19 protein-coding genes are annotated in these 19754 nt (G+C 70.7%); 16 read left to right on the forward strand and 3 right to left on the reverse strand.

The window, feature by feature from the left end; all coding sequences use genetic code 11:
• Positions 1 to 39 precede the first annotated feature (39 nt).
• The 14 genes from ACFVUT_RS17680 (at position 40) to hypE (ending at position 13464) form a co-directional block, all read left to right on the forward strand.
• A complete protein-coding gene (locus tag ACFVUT_RS17680) occupies positions 40 to 1119 on the forward strand; it encodes a hydrogenase expression protein HypE (protein WP_389649775.1) in 1080 nt (359 codons plus the stop codon).
• Between the two features lie 83 nt (positions 1120 to 1202).
• On the forward strand, positions 1203 to 2987 hold the full coding sequence (locus ACFVUT_RS17685; RefSeq protein ID WP_389649771.1) for a nickel-dependent hydrogenase large subunit: 1785 nt from the start codon (positions 1203 to 1205) through the stop codon (positions 2985 to 2987).
• Positions 2984 to 3571 carry a hypothetical protein gene (locus ACFVUT_RS17690; RefSeq protein WP_389649768.1) on the forward strand — a complete coding sequence of 196 codons (588 nt, stop codon included), beginning with the start codon at positions 2984 to 2986 and terminating at the stop codon, positions 3569 to 3571. The genes ACFVUT_RS17685 and ACFVUT_RS17690 overlap by 4 nt, the downstream gene beginning before the upstream one ends.
• The gene (locus ACFVUT_RS17695; protein ID WP_389649765.1) at positions 3568 to 4236 is read left to right on the forward strand and encodes a DUF5947 family protein; all 669 of its coding nucleotides are present in this window, start codon (positions 3568 to 3570) and stop codon (positions 4234 to 4236) included. Before ACFVUT_RS17690 ends, ACFVUT_RS17695 begins: the two co-directional genes overlap by 4 nt.
• Positions 4233 to 4934 (forward strand): DUF6084 family protein, encoded by a 702-nt coding sequence (locus tag ACFVUT_RS17700; protein WP_389649762.1) that lies wholly within the window; start codon positions 4233 to 4235, stop codon positions 4932 to 4934. The genes ACFVUT_RS17695 and ACFVUT_RS17700 overlap by 4 nt, the downstream gene beginning before the upstream one ends.
• Positions 4931 to 6376 carry a hypothetical protein gene (locus tag ACFVUT_RS17705; RefSeq protein ID WP_389649759.1) on the forward strand — a complete coding sequence of 482 codons (1446 nt, stop codon included), beginning with the start codon at positions 4931 to 4933 and terminating at the stop codon, positions 6374 to 6376. Before ACFVUT_RS17700 ends, ACFVUT_RS17705 begins: the two co-directional genes overlap by 4 nt.
• Complete coding sequence (locus ACFVUT_RS17710; RefSeq protein WP_389649756.1) at positions 6373 to 6921, forward strand: hydrogenase maturation protease; 549 nt, start codon at positions 6373 to 6375, stop codon at positions 6919 to 6921. Before ACFVUT_RS17705 ends, ACFVUT_RS17710 begins: the two co-directional genes overlap by 4 nt.
• A 16-nt stretch (positions 6922 to 6937) precedes the next feature.
• Entirely contained in the window at positions 6938 to 7042 is a 105-nt protein-coding gene (locus ACFVUT_RS17715; protein ID WP_389649753.1) for a DUF6893 family small protein, read from the forward strand.
• Between the two features lie 120 nt (positions 7043 to 7162).
• Positions 7163 to 7555 carry a hydrogenase maturation nickel metallochaperone HypA gene (gene hypA, locus ACFVUT_RS17720; protein WP_389649751.1) on the forward strand — a complete coding sequence of 131 codons (393 nt, stop codon included), beginning with the start codon at positions 7163 to 7165 and terminating at the stop codon, positions 7553 to 7555.
• Positions 7556 to 7558: 3 nt separating this feature from the next.
• Positions 7559 to 8380 (forward strand): hydrogenase nickel incorporation protein HypB, encoded by an 822-nt coding sequence (gene hypB / locus ACFVUT_RS17725; protein WP_389649748.1) that lies wholly within the window; start codon positions 7559 to 7561, stop codon positions 8378 to 8380.
• 23 nt (positions 8381 to 8403) lie between these two features.
• Entirely contained in the window at positions 8404 to 10851 is a 2448-nt protein-coding gene (gene hypF / locus ACFVUT_RS17730; RefSeq protein ID WP_389649745.1) for a carbamoyltransferase HypF, read from the forward strand.
• Positions 10852 to 10905: 54 nt separating this feature from the next.
• A complete protein-coding gene (locus ACFVUT_RS17735; RefSeq protein WP_389649743.1) occupies positions 10906 to 11226 on the forward strand; it encodes a HypC/HybG/HupF family hydrogenase formation chaperone in 321 nt (106 codons plus the stop codon).
• Positions 11223 to 12350, forward strand: a complete 1128-nt coding sequence (gene hypD, locus ACFVUT_RS17740; protein ID WP_389649740.1) for a hydrogenase formation protein HypD — start codon at positions 11223 to 11225, stop codon at positions 12348 to 12350. Before ACFVUT_RS17735 ends, hypD begins: the two co-directional genes overlap by 4 nt.
• A gap of 49 nt (positions 12351 to 12399) precedes the next feature.
• On the forward strand, positions 12400 to 13464 hold the full coding sequence (gene hypE / locus ACFVUT_RS17745) for a hydrogenase expression/formation protein HypE (protein WP_389649898.1): 1065 nt from the start codon (positions 12400 to 12402) through the stop codon (positions 13462 to 13464).
• 201 nt (positions 13465 to 13665) lie between these two features.
• Here the strand turns inward: hypE and glpK are convergent, their stop codons facing one another.
• From glpK to ACFVUT_RS17760, 3 genes are all read right to left on the reverse strand, one after another.
• Complete coding sequence (gene glpK / locus ACFVUT_RS17750) at positions 13666 to 15183, reverse strand: glycerol kinase GlpK (RefSeq protein ID WP_389649737.1); 1518 nt, start codon at positions 15181 to 15183, stop codon at positions 13666 to 13668.
• Between the two features lie 46 nt (positions 15184 to 15229).
• Positions 15230 to 16075 (reverse strand): MIP/aquaporin family protein, encoded by an 846-nt coding sequence (locus ACFVUT_RS17755; protein ID WP_389649735.1) that lies wholly within the window; start codon positions 16073 to 16075, stop codon positions 15230 to 15232.
• 516 nt (positions 16076 to 16591) lie between these two features.
• On the reverse strand, positions 16592 to 17029 hold the full coding sequence (locus ACFVUT_RS17760; protein WP_389649731.1) for an ArsR/SmtB family transcription factor: 438 nt from the start codon (positions 17027 to 17029) through the stop codon (positions 16592 to 16594).
• Between the two features lie 102 nt (positions 17030 to 17131).
• Here ACFVUT_RS17760 and ACFVUT_RS17765 point away from each other — a divergent pair, with 102 nt between their 5' ends.
• The gene (locus ACFVUT_RS17765; RefSeq protein WP_389649728.1) at positions 17132 to 19105 is read left to right on the forward strand and encodes a heavy metal translocating P-type ATPase; all 1974 of its coding nucleotides are present in this window, start codon (positions 17132 to 17134) and stop codon (positions 19103 to 19105) included.
• Positions 19106 to 19300: 195 nt separating this feature from the next.
• Positions 19301 to 19705, forward strand: a complete 405-nt coding sequence (locus ACFVUT_RS17770) for a hypothetical protein (RefSeq protein WP_389649726.1) — start codon at positions 19301 to 19303, stop codon at positions 19703 to 19705.
• The last annotated feature ends 49 nt before the right edge of the window (positions 19706 to 19754 follow it).

A 19754-nucleotide genomic window follows, 5' to 3' on the forward strand; every position in this document is an offset into this window, starting at 1 on the left:
TATCGGCCTTCGTATGTCTCTTTCCAGGGAGGCATCCTCATGGATGCAGCAACGTCGAACACCGTGGACACATCTGCCGCGGACACCGGAGAAGAGTCCCCGATCCACATCCTCTGGATCAACGCGGGGCTGAGCTGTGACGGGGACTCGGTGGCCCTGACCGCCGCGATGCAGCCGAGCATCGAGGAGATCGTGACCGGCGCGCTGCCCGGGCTGCCCAAGATCGAGGTCCACTGGCCCCTGATTGACTTCGAATGCGGCCCCGTGGGCGGCGCGGACACGTTCATCGAGTGGTTCTTCAAGGGCGAGCGAGGCGAGATCGACCCCTTCGTCCTGGTCGTCGAAGGATCCGTCCCGAACGAGACGATCAAGCCGGAGGGCTACTGGTGCGGCTTCGGCGACAATCCGGAGACCGGCCAGCCGATCACCACCAGCGAGTGGATCGACCGGCTGGCACCCAAGGCCCTGGCCGTCGTCGCCATCGGAACATGCGCCACCTACGGCGGTATCCACGCGATGGCCGGCAACCCGACCGGCGCCATGGGCGTGCCCGACTACCTCGGCTGGGACTGGAAGTCGAAGGCCGGGATCCCGATCGTCTGCGTACCGGGCTGCCCGATCCAGCCGGACAACTTCTCGGAGACCCTGACCTACCTGCTGTACCAGGCGGCGGGATCCGCACCGATGATTCCCCTCGACGACAAACTCCGTCCGACCTGGCTGTTCGGAGCCACGGTGCACGAGGGATGCGACCGCGCCGGCTACTACGAGCAGGGCCAGTTCGCCACGACGTACGACTCGCCCCAATGCCTGGTCAAGCTCGGCTGCTGGGGCCCCGTCGTCAAGTGCAACGTACCCAAGCGCGGCTGGATGAACGGCATCGGAGGCTGCCCGAACGTCGGCGGCATCTGTATCGCCTGCACCATGCCCGGCTTCCCCGACAAGTTCATGCCGTTCATGGACGAACCGCCGGGCGCCAAGGTGTCCGCCACCGCGAGCGGCGTGTACGGCGCGGCCATCCGCAGGCTCCGGGAGATCACGGGCAGGACCGTGGACAAGGAGCCGAAGTGGCGGCACAAGAAGGACCGGCTGACCACCGGCTACCGGTCCCCGTGGTGAACCGTCCCAGGACATCCGCCGCACCCCGCACCTCCCGGTGACGACCCCACCTCACGCTTCTCAGAAGGGCAACGGAACACACGATGGCACCGACGACCAAAGCGGCCGGAAACGGCAGCGGCCTGGTGGAGATGGCCTGGGATCCGATCACCCGGATCGTGGGCAGTCTCGGCATCCACACGAAGATCGACTTCAAGCAGAAACGGGTCGCGGAGTGCTACAGCACCTCCTCGGTCTTCCGCGGCTACAGCGTCTTCATGCGGGGCAAGGACCCCCGGGACGCCCACTTCATCACCAGCCGCATCTGCGGGATCTGCGGCGACAACCACGCCACGTGTTCCGTGTACGCGCAGAACATGGCGTACGGAGTGAAGCCCCCGCACCTCGGGGAGTGGATCATCAACCTCGGCGAGTCCGCGGAGTACATGTTCGACCACAACATCTTCCAGGAGAACCTGGTCGGGGTGGACTACTGCGAGAAGATGGTCCGCGAGACGAATCCCGGGGTCCTGGAACTCGCCGAGCGCACCGAGGCACCGCACGCCGGAGAGCACGGTTACCGCACGATCGCCGACATCATGCGATCGCTCAACCCCATCGAGGGCGAGTTCTACCGCGAGGCCCTCCAGGTGAGCCGCTACACGCGGGAGATGTTCTGCCTGATGGAGGGGCGTCATGTGCACCCCTCCACGCTCTACCCGGGCGGTGTGGGCACGGTCGCCTCCGTCCAGCTCTTCACGGACTACCTCAGCCGCCTCACGCGGTACGTGGAGTTCATGAAGCGGGTCGTGCCCCTGCACGACGACCTCTTCGACTTCTTCTACGAGGCCCTGCCCGGATACGAGGAGGTCGGCCGCCGGCGGGTGCTGCTCGGCTGCTGGGGAGCGCTCAACGACCCCGAGCACTGCGACTTCACGTACGCCAACATGAGCGAGTGGGGGCGGAAGATGTTCGTCACCCCCGGCGTGATCGTGGACGGCAAACTCGTCACCAACGACCTGACCGAGATCAACCTCGGCATCCGGATCCTGCTGGGCAGTTCGTACTACGACGACTGGCAGGGCAAGGAGCAGTTCGTCACCCACGACCCGCTCGGCAACCCGGTCGACCCCCGCCATCCGTGGAACCAGCACACCATCCCCGCACCGCAGAAGCGGAACTTCGACGACAAGTACAGCTGGGTGATGTCGCCGCGCTGGTTCGACGGCAAGGACCATCTGGCCCTGGACACCGGTGGTGGCCCCCTCGCCCGCCTGTGGTCCACCGCACTGTCCGGACTCGTCGACATCGGCTACGTCAAGGCCACCGGCCACAGCGTCGTCATCAACCTGCCGCGCACGATGACCAAGCCCGAGACCACCTTCGAGTGGAAGATCCCGAAGTGGAGCAACGCACTGGAGCGCAACCGCGCCCGCACGTACTTCCAGGCGTACGCGGCCGCGGTCGCGCTGCACTGCGCCGAGAAGGGACTTGAAGAGGTCCGCGCCGGACGTACCCAGACCTGGGAGAAGTTCGACGTCCCGGACGAGAGCATCGGTGTCGGATTCACCGAGGCCGTGCGCGGTGTGCTGTCGCACCACATGGTGATCAGGGACGGCAAGATCGCCAACTACCACCCGTACCCGCCCACTCCGTGGAACGCCAGCACCAGGGACAGCTTCGGGACACCCGGACCCTACGAGGACGCCGTGCAGAACACGCCGATCTTCGAGGAGAACCCGCCGGAGAACTTCAAGGGCATCGACATCATGCGCGCCGTGCGCAGCTTCGATCCCTGTCTCCCGTGCGGCGTCCACATGTACGTCGGCGGAGGCCGGACCGTCGAGACGATGCATGTGCCCACCGGGCTGAGCGGACTGGGCGGATGAGCGCGACGACGCATGCGGCGGCGAAGAGCATCGACGCGGAGCAGGCCGGACGCCGTGTCGAGGAGGTGCTCGCGCAACTGACGGCGTCCGGTGACCACAAGGCCGTCGCGGCGGCCGAGGAACTGGTACGCGTCCTGATGGACTTCTACGGTGCCGGACTGGACCGGATCCTCGCCGGGCTCCGGGCAGCGCCCGGCCGGGCAACCGGCGACACCCTGGACGCGCTCCTGGGCGACGACCTCGTGGCGAGCCTGCTGGTCCTGCACGGCCTGCACCCCGAGGACACCGGCACCCGCATCGGCCGGGCCCTCGCGGCCGTTCCCGACCCCGTCGAGGTGGTCGCCTTCGACGAGGACACGGGCACCCTGCGCCTGCGGACCGCCGAGACGGGCGGCTGCGGCTGCGCCGGCGCGTCGGCGCAGCCGCAGTCCGTCGAGAACTCCCTGGCCTGCTTCGCCCCGGAGGTGACCGCGGTCGAACTGGAGCCGGTCCCCGCCGCCGGTGAACCGGCACTCCTCCAGATCGGAACCCGCCCGTCCGCAGGCCCGGCAGCCGCCCGCCCGGCCCCGGCCAGGACGCCATGAGCGCGCCCACGACGCGGGCCGGACGGCCCGCGCCCTCCTCGGGCGTGCACGCGCTGCGGCGCTTCGTGGATCCGCCCGAGCCCCGCCAGGAGCGGTGCGAACTCTGCGGAGTGCCGGTGGCCGAGGGCGGCCACCGGCACCTGGTGGACACCGAGCAACGTTCGCTGGCGTGCGCCTGCATCCCGTGCGCCCTGCTGTTCGAACGGCCCGGCGCCGCCCACGGCAGGTTCCTGTGCGTCCCGGACCGCTACCTCGCCGACCATGAACACCGTCTCGACGACAACGCCTGGGAACTCCTGCAGATCCCGGTCAGCGTCGCCTTCTTCTTCCGCAACGCCTCACTCGACCGGCTGGTCGCGCTGTACCCGAGCCCCGCCGGGGCCACCGAGAGTGAACTCGACCCCTCGACCTGGCAGACGGTCCTCGGCGGCAGCCGCCTCTCCGAACTGCTCGAACCCGACGTGGAAGCACTGCTGCTGCGCCGCTTCGAAGGCCGGACCGAGTGCTATCTGGTACCGATCGACATCTGCTACGAGCTGGTGGGACGCATGCGCCTGCTCTGGCAGGGCTTCGACGGCGGAGCGGAGGCCCGCGCCGATCTCCAGGCCTTCTTCGAACACGTCCGACGCCGGGCCGGGGCGACGGAGGGGAAGCGACGACCATGACGGACTTCACCTTCACCTGCACCGGCGTACGCGCCGACCCGTACGCCGCCGGACCCACTCTCGTCTTCCGGCTGCGCATCACCGCATCCGGGCACGAGCGTGTACACGCGCTCGCCCTGCGGTGCCAGATCCGCATCGAGCCGGCCCGGCGCGGCTACGGAACCGCGGAGGCCGAGGGCCTGACGGACCTGTTCGGCGAGCGGTCCCGCTGGGGCAGCACACTCCAACCCGTGCAGTTCGCCCAGGTGTCGACCATGGTTCCCGCGTTCACCGGGGAGACCGAGACGGATGTCGTCGTGCCGTGCACATACGACCTGGACATCGCCGCGACACGGTACGTGAACGCACTGACCGAGGGCGAGGTGCCCCTGCTCATGCTCTTCTCCGGCACCGCCTTCACCGGTTCCGGCGGCTTTCGGGTCCAGCCGGTGCCCTGGGACCTGGAGGCGCCCTTCCGCATGCCCGTGGCGGTGTGGCGGGAGATGATCGACCAGCACTTTCCCGGGTGCGGCTGGATCCGCCTGCCCCGCGACACGATGGACGCACTGCTCGCGTTCCGCTCCCGGCACGCCCTGCCCTCCTGGGAAGCGACCGCCCGGGCGCTCCTCGACGCAGCCGGGACAACCGCTCCGGGCCCGGCCGACCACGGATCCACCGGCGCCGGGCTCGCCGCACTCGCCGAGAGGACGGCGCGATGACCACCTCCGCACGCACACCCGCGCTGGAAGCCCGTTTCGCAGCCGCCCGGGGCGTCGCCGACGCCGTCCTCTTCGAGGGCTACGTCCTGTACCCGTACCGCGCGTCGGCGGCCAAGAACAGGCTTCGCTGGCAGTTCGGCGTACTCGTACCACCCGCCTGGGCGGCGGCTGCCGAAGAGCACGACTTCCAGCACACCGAGTGCCTGATGGAACCCAGGGCGGACGCCACTCTGGCGGCCGAGGTCCGGTTCCTGCACGCGCAGCGGCGCATCGTGCAGCGGCTCTGTGACGACGGCACCTTCGAGACCGTCCCCGAACTCCACCTCGCCGACCGGGTCCTGGTCCCCTGGGACGAGGGCGCGGAGGAGCGCGTCGACGTGCTCGCCGACGTGGCCGAACTGACCGGCGACGGCGTCGTCTTCCCCTTCACCCGCCCGGCACGCGAGGAGAACGAGACCGTCCGCGACGAGAACGGCCGGACCGTGGGCCGCCTGGTGCGCCGCTGCGAGGAGATCAGTGGCGCGGTACGGCTGACCGCCGCCGAGATCGACGGCCCCTACCGGGCGATGCGGCTCACCGCAGTCGTGGAGAACACCGGCACCTGGACGCCGGACGACGACACCGACCGGGACGCCGCACTGCCCAGGTCACTTGTGGCCGCCCACCTTCTCCTGGCCCTGAGCGCGGGTTCGTTCCTGTCGATGACGGACCCTCCCGAGTGGGCCAAGGGCGCGGTCGCCGGCTGCCGGAACCTGCACACCTGGCCCGTACTGGCCGGCGAGCCCGGCCGCGCGGACCTCGTCCTCTCGTCCCCGATCATCCTTGAGGACCACCCCGCCATCGCCCCGGAGAGCCCCGGAGCGCTGTACGACGCCACGGAGATCGACGAGATCCTCGCGCTGCGCACGGCCGCCCTGACGGACCAGGAGAAACGTGAGGCGAGAGGGACGGACGAGCGGGCAGCCGCCGTGATCGACCTGGCCGACTCGATGCCTCCTGAAGTCCTGGAACGGCTCCACGGTGCGGTGCGGGCCCTGCGGGACGTCACCGAACCGGGTGCGCCCGCGGCCGTGTTGCCGGACGGATCCCCGCACACGCGGGAAGGGGCCGACGAGTGGGACCTGGTCCCGCCCGACCGGCCGTGGTGGGATCCGGCGGGCGACGACAGCGCCGACCCCGCGCGCGACCGGGTCCTGGTCGACGGCCGACCGGTGGGCGCCGGCAGCCGAGTACTCCTGCGCCCGGGCCTGCGCCGAACCGACGCCCAGGACCTCTTTCTGCACGGCCGCAGCGCCCTGGTCGAAGCCGTGCTCCACGACGTGGACGGAGGAGTGCACCTCGCGGTCACCGTGGAGGGCGACCCCGGTGCGGACATCCGGCGCGAACAAGGGCGGTTCCTGTACTTCCAGCCCGACGAGCTCGCCCCTCTGGAGGACGCATGACACCCGCCTCGGCGGAGAGAGCGAAGATTCTCGTCGCGGGCGTCGGGAACGTCTTCCTGGGCGACGACGGCTTCGGCGTCGAGACCGTACGACGACTGGCGTCACCATCCCTGCCCCGCCACGTCGAAGCCGTGGACATCGGCGTACGCGGAGTCCACCTCGCCTATCAACTCCTCGACGGATACGACACCTTGGTCCTCGTCGACGCCACCCGGCGCGGCGGCGATCCGGGAACGCTGTATCTGATCGAGGCCGACCGGCCGGGACGGGTCGAGCCGCAGGAAGCGCTGCTCGACGGCCACCGCATGTCCCCGGACGCGGTCCTGGCCCTCCTGGAGACGCTGTGCGCCGGGACGGGATGCGTCCCCCCGAGACGCACTCTGGTCGTCGGGTGCGAACCCGGCTGCGTCGAGGAAGGCATCGGTCTGAGCGATTCCGTGGCCGCCGCTGTCCCGGAGGCCGTGAACATGGTCCTGCGCCTGGTGCGGGACGACGAACGGGCCGCGTCCGCCGCGCAGTCGGCGGCCCGCCCGGCCCTGAACTGAGGAGACGAACACCGTCATGAAGAAGATCATCATCGGCGGCGCCCTCGCCGCCGCCCTCGCCGCACTCGTGGCCCAGGTACTGCCCGACATCAAACGCTACGTGCGCATGCGGTGCATGTGACGGCATTCAGGCGGAATGGCCCGGGCTGCACCGAATGACGTACGTGCCGTACGGCGTCGGCGAGCCGGGCCGACGGCGGCCGTGACCCCCGGTCTAATGAGCCGGGCAGGACGGAGACCCATGCACGAGATGTCCATCGCCATGGCCGTCGTCGGCCAGGTGGAAGAAGCAGCCCGGGACGGTGGCGCCGTCGCCGTCACCTCCGTCCGGCTCCAGGTCGGCGAACTCGCCGGAGTGGTGCCCGACGCACTTTCCTTCTGTTTCGAACTGGCCTGTGCCGGGACCGTGCTGGAGGGTGCCGGGCTCGTCATCGACTCCGTACGGGCGCGCGCACGCTGCGTGCCCTGCGCGGACGAATGGGCGGTCGGAATGCCACCGCTGCTGTGCTGCCCCGGGTGCGGCGAGGCCACCGCGGAGCTGCTGTCGGGGCGCGAGCTGCAGATCGCCGACGTCCACTGGGACGAGGCGCCCGCGCACGAACGAACCCGTGAACCGATCTCCGAGGAGCGTTGAACCATGTGCCGTGTGGTCGATCTGCAGCAGGCGGTACTCGCGAAGAACGACACGACAGCGCACCGCCTGCGCACCGAACTCGCCGCCCGGGGCACCACGGTCGTCAATCTGCTCTCCAGCCCGGGCAGTGGAAAGACGGCGCTCCTCGAACGCGAACTGGTGCTGGCCCGCGAGACGGGCGTCCCCGTCGCGGCCCTGACCGCCGACCTCGCGACCGAGAACGACGCCACACGCCTGGCTCGCTCCGGCGCCCCGGTCAAACAGGTGCTCACCGACGGACTCTGCCACCTGGAGGCCCACATGCTCGGCGGCCACCTCGACGGGTGGCTGCCCGAGGACACCCGGCTGCTGTTCGTGGAGAACGTCGGCAACCTGGTCTGCCCGGCCTCGTACGACCTCGGTGAATCGCTGAGGGTCGTCCTCGCCTCGGTCACCGAGGGCGAGGACAAACCGCTGAAGTACCCCACCGCGTTCGGGCTGGCGCACCTGGTTCTCGTGACCAAGACGGACATCGCCGAGGCCGTGGAGTTCGACGAGGACGCGTTCCGCGCCCACGTCGAGCAGGTCAACCCCGGTGTGGAGGTGCTCCTCACCTCCGCCCGGCTCGGTACCGGCGTCGGGGCGCTCCTCGACCGGGCGCTGGCCGTCGCGAACGGCGCGCCGGTCCACCGGCCCGTCATGGACCGGCAGAGCCACCCCGCGCACACCCATGCACATCCGGAGCCCGGCGAAGCCTCCCACGGCCGGTCCCACGCGCACGCCGGCCACGGCGGGCCGGGCCCGGCGACGGAGACGTCCGGCGCCGCCGCGCAGACGCGCGCGTGACGACGCGACGGTCCGGTCCGGCCATGGGTGAGTCGACGCGGCAGCGGTCCGGTCCGGCGACGGGTGAGTCGACGCAGCGCCGCCGGGTCACCGTCCGGGGCATCGTCCAAGGCGTCGGGTTCCGGCCCTTCCTGTACACGCGCGCCCTCGCGATGGGCCTGGCGGGACACGTCACCAACACGCCCGAGGGCGTCGTCGCGGAAGTCGAGGGCCCATCCGCTGCCGTGGCCCTGTTCTGCGAGGGAATCGCCGCGGAAGCACCTCCCATGGCCGTCCTCGATTCCGTCGAGCACCGGGAGGTCCCCGCCGCGGGCGGCACGGGTTTCACCATCGTCGCCTCCCGGAACGACGGCCCCTCCCGCACGCTGGTCCCCCCGGACACGGCCACCTGCGCCGACTGCCTCACCGAACTGGCCGACCCCGAGAACCGGCGCCACCGGCACCCCTTCATCACCTGCACCAACTGCGGGCCGCGGTTCACCATCGTCACGGATCTGCCGTACGACCGCGCGCACACCACCATGGCCCGCTTCCCGCTGTGCCCCGACTGCGCCCGCGAGTACGCGGACCCCGCGGACCGCCGCTTCCATGCCCAGCCGGTCTCCTGCCACCGGTGCGGACCGCGTCCCGACCTGCTGGCGGCCCACCCGGACCCGGGCCGGCCTCCCCGGCGGATGACCGCGCCGGACCCGGTGGCCGCAGCCCGCAGGCTCCTGGCCGACGGGGCGATCCTCGCCGTCAAGGGGCTCGGCGGCTACCACCTCGCGTGCGACGCGGCCGACGCCCGCGCCGTGGACCTGCTCCGCCGCCGCAAGGCCCGAGGGGACAAGCCGTTCGCCGTGATGGCCCGCGACATCGGCGACATCGAACACCTCGTCCACGTCGGCGTCGAGGAGCGGGCCCTGCTCACCGGCGCCGTCCGGCCGATCGTCCTGCTGAGGCGTCGCCGTGACGCCGTCCCCGGACCGGGCGCCCCGGTACCGGCGGACAGCGTCGCCCCCGGGAGCCCCGACCTCGGCGTCATGCTCGCCTACACCCCTCTGCACCACCTGCTTCTCGGCCTGCCCGGCGACCCGACGGGACCGCGCCTTCTCGTCATGACCAGCGGCAACACGGCCGGAGAGCCGATCGTCACCGATGACGACGAAGCGCTGGAGCGGCTCGCCGGTCTGGCCGATGCCTGGCTGACGCACGACCGCCCGATCCACGTCCCGTGCGACGACTCCGTCGTCCGCGTCTGCGACGGCGAGCGGCTGACCGTACGCCGCTCCCGCGGATACGCCCCGCGACCCGTCGAACTGCCCTTCCCCGTACCGGCGGTCCTCGCCGCGGGCGGTGACCTCAAGAACACCCTGTGTCTGGCGAAGGGGCGCAGGGCGTGGCTGTCCGCCCACATCGGTGACATGGACGACCTCGCCACACAACACGCCTTCGAGCGGGCCGGACAGCAGATGGAGACCATCACCGGGGTGCGCGCCGAGATCCTGGCGGCCGACGGACATCCCGGATACCGCTCGGGGCAGCTGATCCGCCGTCTGGCGGGTGGACGGCATGTCGTAGGGGTGCAGCACCATCACGCGCACATCGCCTCTGCGATGGCCGAACACGGCCTGGACGGCGACCGGCGGGTGATCGGCGTCGCGTTCGACGGCACCGGCTACGGCGACGACAAAGCGGTGTGGGGCGGAGAGTTCCTGCTGGCCGACTACGACGGATACCAACGGTTCGGGCATCTCGCGTATGTCCCACTGCCGGGCGGTGACGCGGCCGTACGGCGCCCGTACCGCATGGCCCTGGCCCATCTGCACGCGGCAGGGATCGAATGGGCCCGGGACCTGCCGTGCACGGTGGCCTGCCCGCCCGACGAACTGCGCGTTCTGGAAAGGCAGTTGGTGCGAGACCTCAACTGCGTCCCCACCTCCAGTATGGGCCGGTTGTTCGACGCGGTCGCCTCCCTTGCGGGCGTCTGCCACCGGGCCGGGTACGAGGCCCAGGCCGCCGTCGAGCTGGAGAGTGCGGCCCTCATGGCCGCTGAGGACGACTGCGGTGCGTACGGCTTCGCCCTGCGGTCTCCCGCGCCGGACGGCGGTCTCCCGCTGATCGCCGACCCCGCGCCCGCGCTGGGTGCGGCGGTCGCGGATGTGCGCGCGGGCACGGCGCCGGGAGTCGTCGCGGCCCGCTTCCACGCGGCGGTCGCCGCCCTTGTCGTCAGAATGTGCGTCCTGGCGCGTGAGCGCTACGGCCTCGACACCGTGGCCCTGACCGGTGGCGTGTTCGCCAACACCCTGCTCTCCACGGCCTGCGCCCGGATGCTCCGCGGCCACGACTTCACCGTCCTGCGCCACCACCGCGTCCCTCCGAACGACGGGGGACTGGCGCTGGGGCAGGTGATGGTGGCCGCGCGGACCCGCGCCGCCCGGACACCCGGCGGCCGTGTCGGAGCGGTGCGGGGGAGTGCGGCCATCGACTGACAGCGTGTCCCGGCGGGACCGGACCGGCGGATCAACCACGACAAGGAGAAAGCCATGTGCCTGGCGGTGCCCGGCAGAGTACTGGAAATCGAGGAGCGGGACGGTACCCGCATGGCCACCGTCGATTTCGGCGGAGTGGTCAAGGAGGCGTGTCTGGAGTACCTGCCGGACCTTCAGGTCGGTGAGTACGCCATCGTCCACGTGGGGTTCGCCCTGCAGAAGCTGGACGAGGAGTCCGCCCGGCAGACGCTGGAACTGTTCGCCGAAATCGGCTTGCTCCAGGAGGAGTTCGGCGACCCGTGGGAAATGGCGGCCGAGGCCGGCGGCATGCCGCTGCCCGGCACCGGTGACGCACCGCAGGAGGCGCGGCAGTGAAGTACATCGACGAGTTCCAGGATCCTGAACTGGCCCGGCGGCTTCTCGACGAGATCCGTTCCACCGTCACCAGGCCCTGGGCGCTCATGGAGGTCTGCGGCGGGCAGACCCACACCATCATCCGGCACGGGATCGACCAACTGCTGCCGGAACAAGTCGAATTGATCCACGGGCCGGGCTGCCCGGTGTGTGTCACCCCGCTGGAGGTCATCGACAAGGCACTGGAGATCGCCTCCCGCCCGGACGTGATCTTCTGTTCCTTCGGAGACATGCTCCGCGTCCCCGGCACCGGCCGGGACCTGTTCCGCGTCCGCAGCGAGGGCGGCGACGTACGCGTCGTCTACTCCCCGCTCGACGCGCTGAAGATCGCTCGGCAGAACCCGGACAAGGAGGTCGTGTTCTTCGGGATCGGCTTCGAAACCACCGCCCCTCCCAACGCGATGACGGTCTATCAGGCCCGTCGGCTCGGCATCCGCAACTTCAGTCTGCTCGTCTCCCACGTCCGGGTTCCACCGGCGATCGAAGCGATCATGCAGTCGCCGGACTGCCGTGTGCAGGCGTTCCTGGCAGCGGGTCATGTGTGCAGCGTGATGGGCGTGGGCGAGTATCCCGCCCTGGCCGAACGGTTCGGCGTCCCGATCGTGGTCACGGGGTTCGAACCGCTGGACATCCTGGAGGGCGTGCGCCGGACCGTGGCCCAGCTGGAACGCGGTGAACACACCGTGGACAACGCCTACCCGCGCGCCGTACGTCCCGAAGGCAACCCTGCCGCCCTGGCCATGCTGGAGGACGTCTTCGAGGTGACCGACCGGGCCTGGCGCGGTATCGGCGTCATTCCCGCCAGCGGCTGGCGGCTCTCCCCGCGCTATCGGGACTACGACGCCGAATACCGCTTCTCGGTGACCGGCATCGATACCCGTGAACCCGCACAATGCCGCAGCGGAGAGGTCCTGCAGGGCCTGCTGAAGCCCGACCGGTGCGAGGCCTTCGGTACCGCCTGCACCCCGCGCACCCCACTGGGAGCCACCATGGTCTCCAGCGAGGGCGCCTGCGCCGCCTACTACCTCTACCGGCGGCTGGACACGAAGAAGACCGCATCGCTGGAGGCGACCCCCGTTGGCTGAGACCGTCGGCATTCCCGTACGCGGCGACAGAGCCGCTTCGGCAGCGCGCATCTCCGGTGCACCGCCACTCGATCCCACGGCCTGGACGTGCCCGGCTCCGCTGCGGGATCATCCGCGCATCGTGATGGGGCACGGCGGTGGCGGGGCCCTCTCCGCCGAGCTCGTCCAGCACATCTTCGCCCCCGCCTTCGGCGGTGCGGTGCTCGCGCAGATGGGCGATGCGGCTTCCGTGTCGCTCGGCGGCGCCCGACTTGCCTTTTCCACCGACTCCTTCGTGGTCCGGCCGCTGTTCTTCCCCGGCGGCAGCATCGGTGATCTCGCCGTCAACGGCACCGTCAACGACCTGGCCATGAGCGGTGCGCGTGCCGCCTACCTGTCCTGCGGATTCATCCTGGAGGAGGGCGTCGAGCTCTCCGCCGTCGCGCGCGTGGCCGATGCCCTGGGCGCCGCCGCACGCACCGCGGGCGTCGAGGTGGCGACGGGGGACACCAAGGTGGTCGAAGCGGGACACGGCGACGGCATCTTCATCAACACGGCCGGCATCGGGCTCATCCCGTCCGGCGTCGACCTGCGTCCGCAGCGTGTCGTCCCCGGCGACATCGTGATCGTGAGCGGTGCCATCGGGGTCCACGGTGTGGCGATCATGAGCGTGCGCGAGGGCCTGGAGTTCGGCGTCGAGATCGAGAGCGACTGCGCGGCCCTGGGCGGACTCGTGGAGTCCATGCTCGCCGTCACCCCGGACCTGCACGTACTGCGCGACCCCACCCGTGGCGGGCTTGCCGCGTCCCTCAACGAGATCGCGGCGGCGTCGGGTACCGGCGTCGTCGTTCAGGAGCGGCACGTCCCCGTTCCTCCGCCGGTGGCCAACGCCTGCGCCATCCTCGGCCTCGACCCGATGTACGTCGCCAACGAGGGGAAGCTGGTGGCGTTCGTACCGCGTGAGCACGCCGACGCGGTCCTGGACGCGATGCGCGCGCATCCGCTGGGCCGGGACTCGGCGGTGATCGGTGAGGTCGTGGACGCCCACCCGGGCACGGTGGTGGCCCGCACCGGGCTCGGCGGGACACGGGTGGTCGACCTGCCGGTCGGGGAGCAGTTGCCGCGGATCTGCTGACGTCCGCTCCGTCGTGCGGGTCCGGCCGCGGCGAACCGGTCGTTGCATGGAGGAAACCGGAACCGGCCCCGGCGGGCCCTCGGCCGGGGACCGCTCCGGCGTCGGGAGCGGCTGCGGGCGGGGGCCGGAGGCGCGAAGAGGTATCCCGTGCCGTTCCGGTCGGGAGCGAGGCGGGCGCGTACGGTCGCCCGCTCCCACACGTCACCCCACGTTCACCCAGTCGAGGGTGCGCTCGACCGCCCGCTTCCAGTCGGCGTAACCCTCGGTGCGCTGTTTGTCGCTCCACTGCGGATCCCAGTGCCGGGACTCCTGCCACTGCCGGCGCAACTCGTCCTGGTCGCGCCAGAATCCGGTGGCCAGGCCCGCCGCGTAGGCGGCGCCGAGCGCGGTGGTCTCGGCGACGACCGGGCGACTGACCTGTACTCCGAGGACATCCGCCTGGATCTGCATGCACAGGTCGTTGGCCGTGACCCCGCCGTCGACCTTGAGCACGTCGAGATGGACTCCGGAGTCCTGTTCCATCGCCTCCACCACATCCCGGCTCTGGTAGCAGATGGCCTCCAACGTGGCTCGCGCCAGATGGGCGTTGGTGTTGTAGCGGGCGAGACCGACGATGGCGCCGCGGGCGTCCGAGCGCCAGTAGGGGGCGAAGAGCCCGGAGAACGCCGGAACAAAGTACATCCCGCCGTTGTCCTCGACGGTCCTGGCGAGCCATTCACTCTCGGCTGCCTCAGAAATGATCTTCATCTGGTCCCGCAGCCACTGCACGGCCGACCCCGTGACCGCGATGGAGCCCTCCAGGGCGTAGACCGCCGGGCTCTTGCCGAACTGGTAGGCGACGGTGGTGAGCAGGCCGTGCTGGGACCGGATGAGCTCCGTACCGGTGTTGAGTACGAGGAAGTTCCCGGTGCCGTAGGTGTTCTTCGCCTCGCCGGGCTGGAAGCACACCTGCCCCACGGTGGCCGCCTGCTGGTCGCCGAGCACCCCGGTGATCGGGATCGCGGCCCGCAGCGGCCGGGAGGTGCGGGTGCGGCCGTACGCCTCCGCGTCGGAGGACGCGTGGATGGCCGGCAGCATCGTCCTGGGAATGCCGAAGATGTCCAGCAGTTCGTCGTCCCAGTCGAGCGTCTCCAGGTTCATCAGCATCGTCCGGCTCGCATTGGTCACGTCGGTGGCGTGGATACCCCCGTCGGGGCCACCGGTGAGATTCCACAACACCCAGCAGTCCGTGTTACCGAACACCGCGTGACCCCGTTCCGCGGCCTCGCGGACCCCGTCGACGTGGTCGAGGATCCACTTGATCTTCCCGCCGGAGAAGTAGGTGGCCGGAGGCAGGCCGGCCTTGCGGCGGATGACCTCGCCGTGCCCCTCGTTCTCCAGGGCCGTGGCGATCGAGTCGGTCCGGGTGTCCTGCCACACGATGGCATTGCAGTACGGACGACCGGTGCGGGGATCCCAGACAACGGTGGTCTCGCGCTGGTTCGTGATCCCGATGGCGTCCAGATCGGTGGCGCTCAGACCTCCGGTGCGCAGGGCGTTCTGCATCACCGAGTTGGTGCGCTCCCAGATCTCCACCGGGTCGTGCTCCACCCAGCCGGGGCGGGGCAGGATCTGCTCGTGCTCCAACTGGTGCTTCGCCACTTCGTTTCCGTCGTGATCGAAAATCATGAAGCGGCTGCTGGTGGTGCCTTGATCCACCGCGCCGATGAAGTCCGCCATGGCCTGCTGCCTCTCCTGAGTCCGCGCTGGATGAAGGAACCGGCCGTCACTTCTCCTGCGGCGTGGGGATGCTGCCCTCCGGCTCCGGTTCCGCCCCGGGCAGGAAACGGGCAATGAGGGCCTGGTAGAGGAAAGCGCCGATCAGCCCGCCCACGAGCGGGCCCACGATCGGCACCCAGTAGTAGAAATTCCCGTACTGGTCCCGCCAGGCTCCTCCGTAACCCGTGAGGAAACTCGCCAGGCGTGGCCCGAGGTCGCGGGCGGGGTTGATCGCATACCCGGCATTGGTGCCCCATGCCATACCGATCGCCACGATGATGAGCCCCACGATGAAAGGGCCCATGTTGGCGGCCGGTGGCGTGTTGAGAAGGTCCGTGACGGCGAAGATCAGCAGCACGAGAATGGCGGTGCCGATGACCTGGTCGCGCAGCGCCCCCCATTCACTGATGGGAAGTCCGGGGTTACCGTTCGCGGGCAGCGTCGAGAAGACGAATTGTGTCTTGATCGTGTGCCCAGGGTCCGCCTTCGCCAGGGCCTCGGTGTAATTCCATCGCACGACGAGCGCGCCGATGAAGGCCCCCGCGAGCTGCGCGAGCGAGTAGGGCACCACTTTCTTCCAGGAGAAATCCTTGAAAGCGGCAAGCGAAAGTGTCACGGCGGGATTGAGATGGGCTCCACTCAACCTGCCCGCCACATAGATGCCCAGAGTGACTCCGAGCCCCCATGCCCAGGCGATGCTGTCGTGATTCCCGAGGCCACCGGCCGGCTCGGTGAGTGCTCCGCCCGCGACGACCTGGGCCACGACACCGCAGCCGAAGAGGATGAGCACCATCGTGCCGAGGAACTCCGCAGAGAGTTCCCCGATGAGTCCCGACGTCCTGAGACGCTTCATGGGATCTCACTTCCTGTCAAGGCACGACTGTTGGGCATAGATCCAGATATGAGCGTAGACGGAGGGATACGGTTCCGCACGCGGTGACGGATGCCCTGCGCGCCGCGTCGGACTCGTCGGTCCGAAAGGGTGAACCGGAGCCCCGCTCAGTCCTCTTCGGTTCGTCGAAGAGTTCCGGCATCCTGCTGAGCACTCCGGCCCAGGCCGTTCCGCCGCACCGACGCCCGGCCGTGCCGGCGCGTCACCTCGGCGGCGGTCCCGGCCGGCGGAGGAGTGCCGATGGGGGCGGCCTCCGCGGTCGGCGCCGCGCGCGAACACCCCGAGCAGGTCCGGGTATTGGTGGTCCGCGGCGCCGGTCCGAGCCGGCCGCGCACTGTCCTGACACGGAACGCCAGAGGTCTTCGGCGCGATTCTCGGGGAGTTCCCGGAGCCCGTCCTCGGTGAGCGGGGGAGCGGCACGGGGTCACGTACGGGCGCTCCGGGCGCGGGCTTCGCCCGTCCGGAGCGCCCGTGGCCTCAGCGAACGGTGGAGGCAGCCACGGCACCTCCGGTCCCCGCACCTTTGGCCCCCGCGGTGCTGGTCCCGGGGGCCTCGGTCTCGGGGGTGTCGTGCAGGCCGAGGCGCAGGTGCTCGACGTGGAAGAGGGCCTGGTCGAGGAGTTCGGCGACGTGGTTGTCGTAGAGCGCGTAGATCACCGAGCGGCCCTTGCGTTCACCGGTCACCAGGCCGAGGTTGCGCAGCAGCCGCAGCTGATGGGAGCAGGCGGACTGCTCCATGCCGACCGCGTCCGCGAGTTCCGTCGCCGGGCACGGCCCCTCCTGGAGGTGGGCCAGGATGCGGAGCCGGGACGGGGTGGCGAGTGCCTGGAGCGTGGTCGCCACATCGGCGGCGCCCACGGTGTCGAGGCGCTCGCGCGCGGTAGCGGCGGTATTCGCGTCAACTCCGTGGCCCATGCCCTCATCCTACGGAGACAGACACATGAATGGCTGTTCATGTGATCCTGTATGGTGCGGGAGCCCGACAGCTCCGCCTCCTCGCGTGAAGGATCACCACGCATGTCGTTCACCCTCACCCACCCTGCCTCGACCGCCGGCCCCGCCCGGGACACCGTCGCAGCCGGGAGGCGCACCCGGATCCTGGCTCTCCCGGAGGTCCGCTGGGCCCTGGCCGCCCTCGTGCTGTTCCTGGCGGCGCTGCCCCTGCACCTGTTCGGCGCCCCGTGGTGGACATGGGGTCCGCTCTACGCGCTCACGTACGTCACGGGCGGCTGGGAGCCGGGCTGGGAGGGCCTGAAGGCCCTCAAGGGCAGGACGCTGGACGTGGACCTGCTGATGGTGGTCGCCGCTCTCGGGGCGGCCGCGATCGGGCAGGTGCTGGACGGGGCCCTGCTGATCGTCATCTTCGCCACCTCGGGAGCCCTGGAGGCGTTCGCCACCGCACGGACCGCCGACTCGGTGCGCGGTCTGCTCGACCTGGCACCCGGCACGGCGACCCGCTGCGGGGAGAACGGCGCCGAAGAAGTGGTGCCCACCGAGCGGTTGAGGATCGGGGACGTGATCCTGGTGCGCCCCGGCGAGCGCGTCGGCGCCGACGGCCGGGTCCTCGACGGGGCCAGTGAGGTGGACCAGGCGACCATCACCGGCGAGCCGCTCCCGGTGGCCAAGGAGCCCGGCGACGAGGTCTTCGCCGGGACGCTGAACGGCACCGGGGCGCTGCGGGTCGCGGTGGAGCGCGACCCGGCCGACTCGGTCATCGCCCGGATCGTCGCCATGGTCGAGGAGGCATCCGGGACGAAGGCTCCCACCCAGCTGTTCATCGAGAAGGTCGAGCAGCGGTACGCGATCGGCATGGTGGCGGCCACCGTCGCCCTGTTCGCCCTGCCCCTGGCGTTCGGCGCGGCGCTCCAGCCGACGCTGCTGCGCGCGATGACCTTCATGATCGTGGCGTCGCCCTGCGCGGTGGTCCTGGCCACGATGCCCCCGCTGCTGTCGGCGATGGCCAACGCCGGACGGCACGGCGTGCTGATCAAGTCCGCCGTCGTGATGGAACGCCTCGGGCAGATCGACGCCGTGGCCCTCGACAAGACGGGCACCCTGACCGAAGGCACCCCGCGCGTCACCGAGCTCCGCCCGCTCATGGGCTCCGGCCTGAGCGAGGACGCCCTGCTCACCTTTGCCGCCGCGGCCGAGCACCCCAGCGAGCACCCCCTCGCCCGTGCCGTCACCGACGCCGCCCGGGCGCGAGGTCTCGCCCTGCCCGCCGCGGCGGACTTCGCCTCCGCGCCCGGCATCGGCGTCACCGCCACCGTGAACGGCCGCGCCGTCGCCGTCGGCAGCCCTGTCCGGCTGCTGGACGGCTGCACGGACCGGGCGGCCGTCGCACTCGCCGCGGAGTTGGAGGAGGACGGCCGTACCGCCGTGCTGGTCGTCCTCGACGGGACTCCGGTGGGTGTCCTGGGCATCGCCGACCGGCTGCGCACCGACGCCCGTGCGACCGTCGCCCGCCTCACCGCACTCACCGGGAGGACGCCGGTGCTGGTCACCGGCGACCATCCGCGTGCCGCCGCCCACCTGGCGGCCGACGCGGGGATCGGCGACGTGCGGGCGGGGCTGCTGCCGCAGGACAAGGTCGGCGCGGTCCGGGAGATGGCGGACGCGGGACGGAAGGTCCTCATGGTCGGGGACGGTGTCAACGACGCCCCGGCGCTGGCCGCCGCCCACACCGGGATCGCCATGGGCAGAGCCGGATCGGACCTCGCCCTGGAGACCGCCGACGCGATCGTCGTCCGCGACGAACTGTCCACCGTCCCCACCGTCGTGTCCCTCTCGCGCCGGTGCCGTCGCCTCGTGGTGCAGAACCTGGCGATCGCAGCCGTCTTCATCGCCGGCCTCGTCGTCTGGGACCTGGTGGGCACACTTCCGCTTCCCCTCGGGGTCGCAGGTCACGAGGGCTCCACCGTCATCGTCGGCCTCAACGGCCTGCGCCTGCTGCGCGAGGCCGCCTGGACACGGGCCCGCAGCGCTCGGTGAGCCGCCGCTGCCCCGGGCCGGTGCCGTCGCCGTCGCCGCGAGGGACTTGGGGGATCCGGTCCGCTGCGGACGAGGACCTACGGCCGCGTGGGCGGCCGAGCTCCGAGGCCGCGGAAACCCCATGGGGGTATCGTCGAGCTCGTACCGCAGGACTCGTACGACCGAGAATCCGAGGCAGCCGTGGATCGCAGGCGGATGCGCACACCGGGAGTGTCCCGGCTGCTCGTGCTGTGTGCCCTCCTGGGCGGGCTGTTCCTCATGCACGGGGCCCCGGCGAGTGCGGCCGAGGGCTGCCACGGCGCCATGGCCATGACCTCGCACGCTCCTGTCTCCATGACGACCGGGGGCGGCCACAGGGCCGTTCCGGACGAGCAGGGCGCCGCTCGTGCGGCTGCCGTCATGCCGGGGATGAAGGGCGACTCGTGCGTGTCCACCCCCGCGCGCGACCGGCTGCTGCCGCTGCTCATGGCGCTGGGCCTCGTCGTCCTGGCCGCGCGGGTGTCGGCGATGCGACGTACGACGGTCCACGGACCGGCACGACGGGGTCCGCCGTTCGCCGGCCGGGAACTCCTCGTCCAGGTGTGCGTCGCGCGGACGTGACAGGTGTCCGCCGCTTCCCGGCCGTCAGGCCGGAAGCGGGCCGACGACC

Source organism: Streptomyces sp. NPDC058051 (assembly GCF_042885475.1).
In the GTDB taxonomy this organism is placed as follows: domain Bacteria; phylum Actinomycetota; class Actinomycetes; order Streptomycetales; family Streptomycetaceae; genus Streptomyces.

Coding starts and splice junctions, on each gene's coding strand:
- ACFVUT_RS17680 (WP_389649775.1), top strand. CDS start 40: ATGGATGCAGCAACGTCGAACACCGTGGACACATCTGCCGCGGACACC.
- ACFVUT_RS17685 (WP_389649771.1), top strand. CDS start 1,203: ATGGCACCGACGACCAAAGCGGCCGGAAACGGCAGCGGCCTGGTGGAG.
- ACFVUT_RS17690 (WP_389649768.1), top strand. CDS start 2,984: ATGAGCGCGACGACGCATGCGGCGGCGAAGAGCATCGACGCGGAGCAG.
- ACFVUT_RS17695 (WP_389649765.1), top strand. CDS start 3,568: ATGAGCGCGCCCACGACGCGGGCCGGACGGCCCGCGCCCTCCTCGGGC.
- ACFVUT_RS17700 (WP_389649762.1), top strand. CDS start 4,233: ATGACGGACTTCACCTTCACCTGCACCGGCGTACGCGCCGACCCGTAC.
- ACFVUT_RS17705 (WP_389649759.1), top strand. CDS start 4,931: ATGACCACCTCCGCACGCACACCCGCGCTGGAAGCCCGTTTCGCAGCC.
- ACFVUT_RS17710 (WP_389649756.1), top strand. CDS start 6,373: ATGACACCCGCCTCGGCGGAGAGAGCGAAGATTCTCGTCGCGGGCGTC.
- ACFVUT_RS17715 (WP_389649753.1), top strand. CDS start 6,938: ATGAAGAAGATCATCATCGGCGGCGCCCTCGCCGCCGCCCTCGCCGCA.
- hypA (WP_389649751.1), top strand. CDS start 7,163: ATGCACGAGATGTCCATCGCCATGGCCGTCGTCGGCCAGGTGGAAGAA.
- hypB (WP_389649748.1), top strand. CDS start 7,559: ATGTGCCGTGTGGTCGATCTGCAGCAGGCGGTACTCGCGAAGAACGAC.
- hypF (WP_389649745.1), top strand. CDS start 8,404: ATGGGTGAGTCGACGCGGCAGCGGTCCGGTCCGGCGACGGGTGAGTCG.
- ACFVUT_RS17735 (WP_389649743.1), top strand. CDS start 10,906: ATGTGCCTGGCGGTGCCCGGCAGAGTACTGGAAATCGAGGAGCGGGAC.
- glpK (WP_389649737.1), bottom strand. CDS start 15,183: ATGGCGGACTTCATCGGCGCGGTGGATCAAGGCACCACCAGCAGCCGC.
- ACFVUT_RS17755 (WP_389649735.1), bottom strand. CDS start 16,075: ATGAAGCGTCTCAGGACGTCGGGACTCATCGGGGAACTCTCTGCGGAG.
- ACFVUT_RS17760 (WP_389649731.1), bottom strand. CDS start 17,029: ATGGGCCACGGAGTTGACGCGAATACCGCCGCTACCGCGCGCGAGCGC.
- ACFVUT_RS17765 (WP_389649728.1), top strand. CDS start 17,132: ATGTCGTTCACCCTCACCCACCCTGCCTCGACCGCCGGCCCCGCCCGG.
- ACFVUT_RS17770 (WP_389649726.1), top strand. CDS start 19,301: ATGCGCACACCGGGAGTGTCCCGGCTGCTCGTGCTGTGTGCCCTCCTG.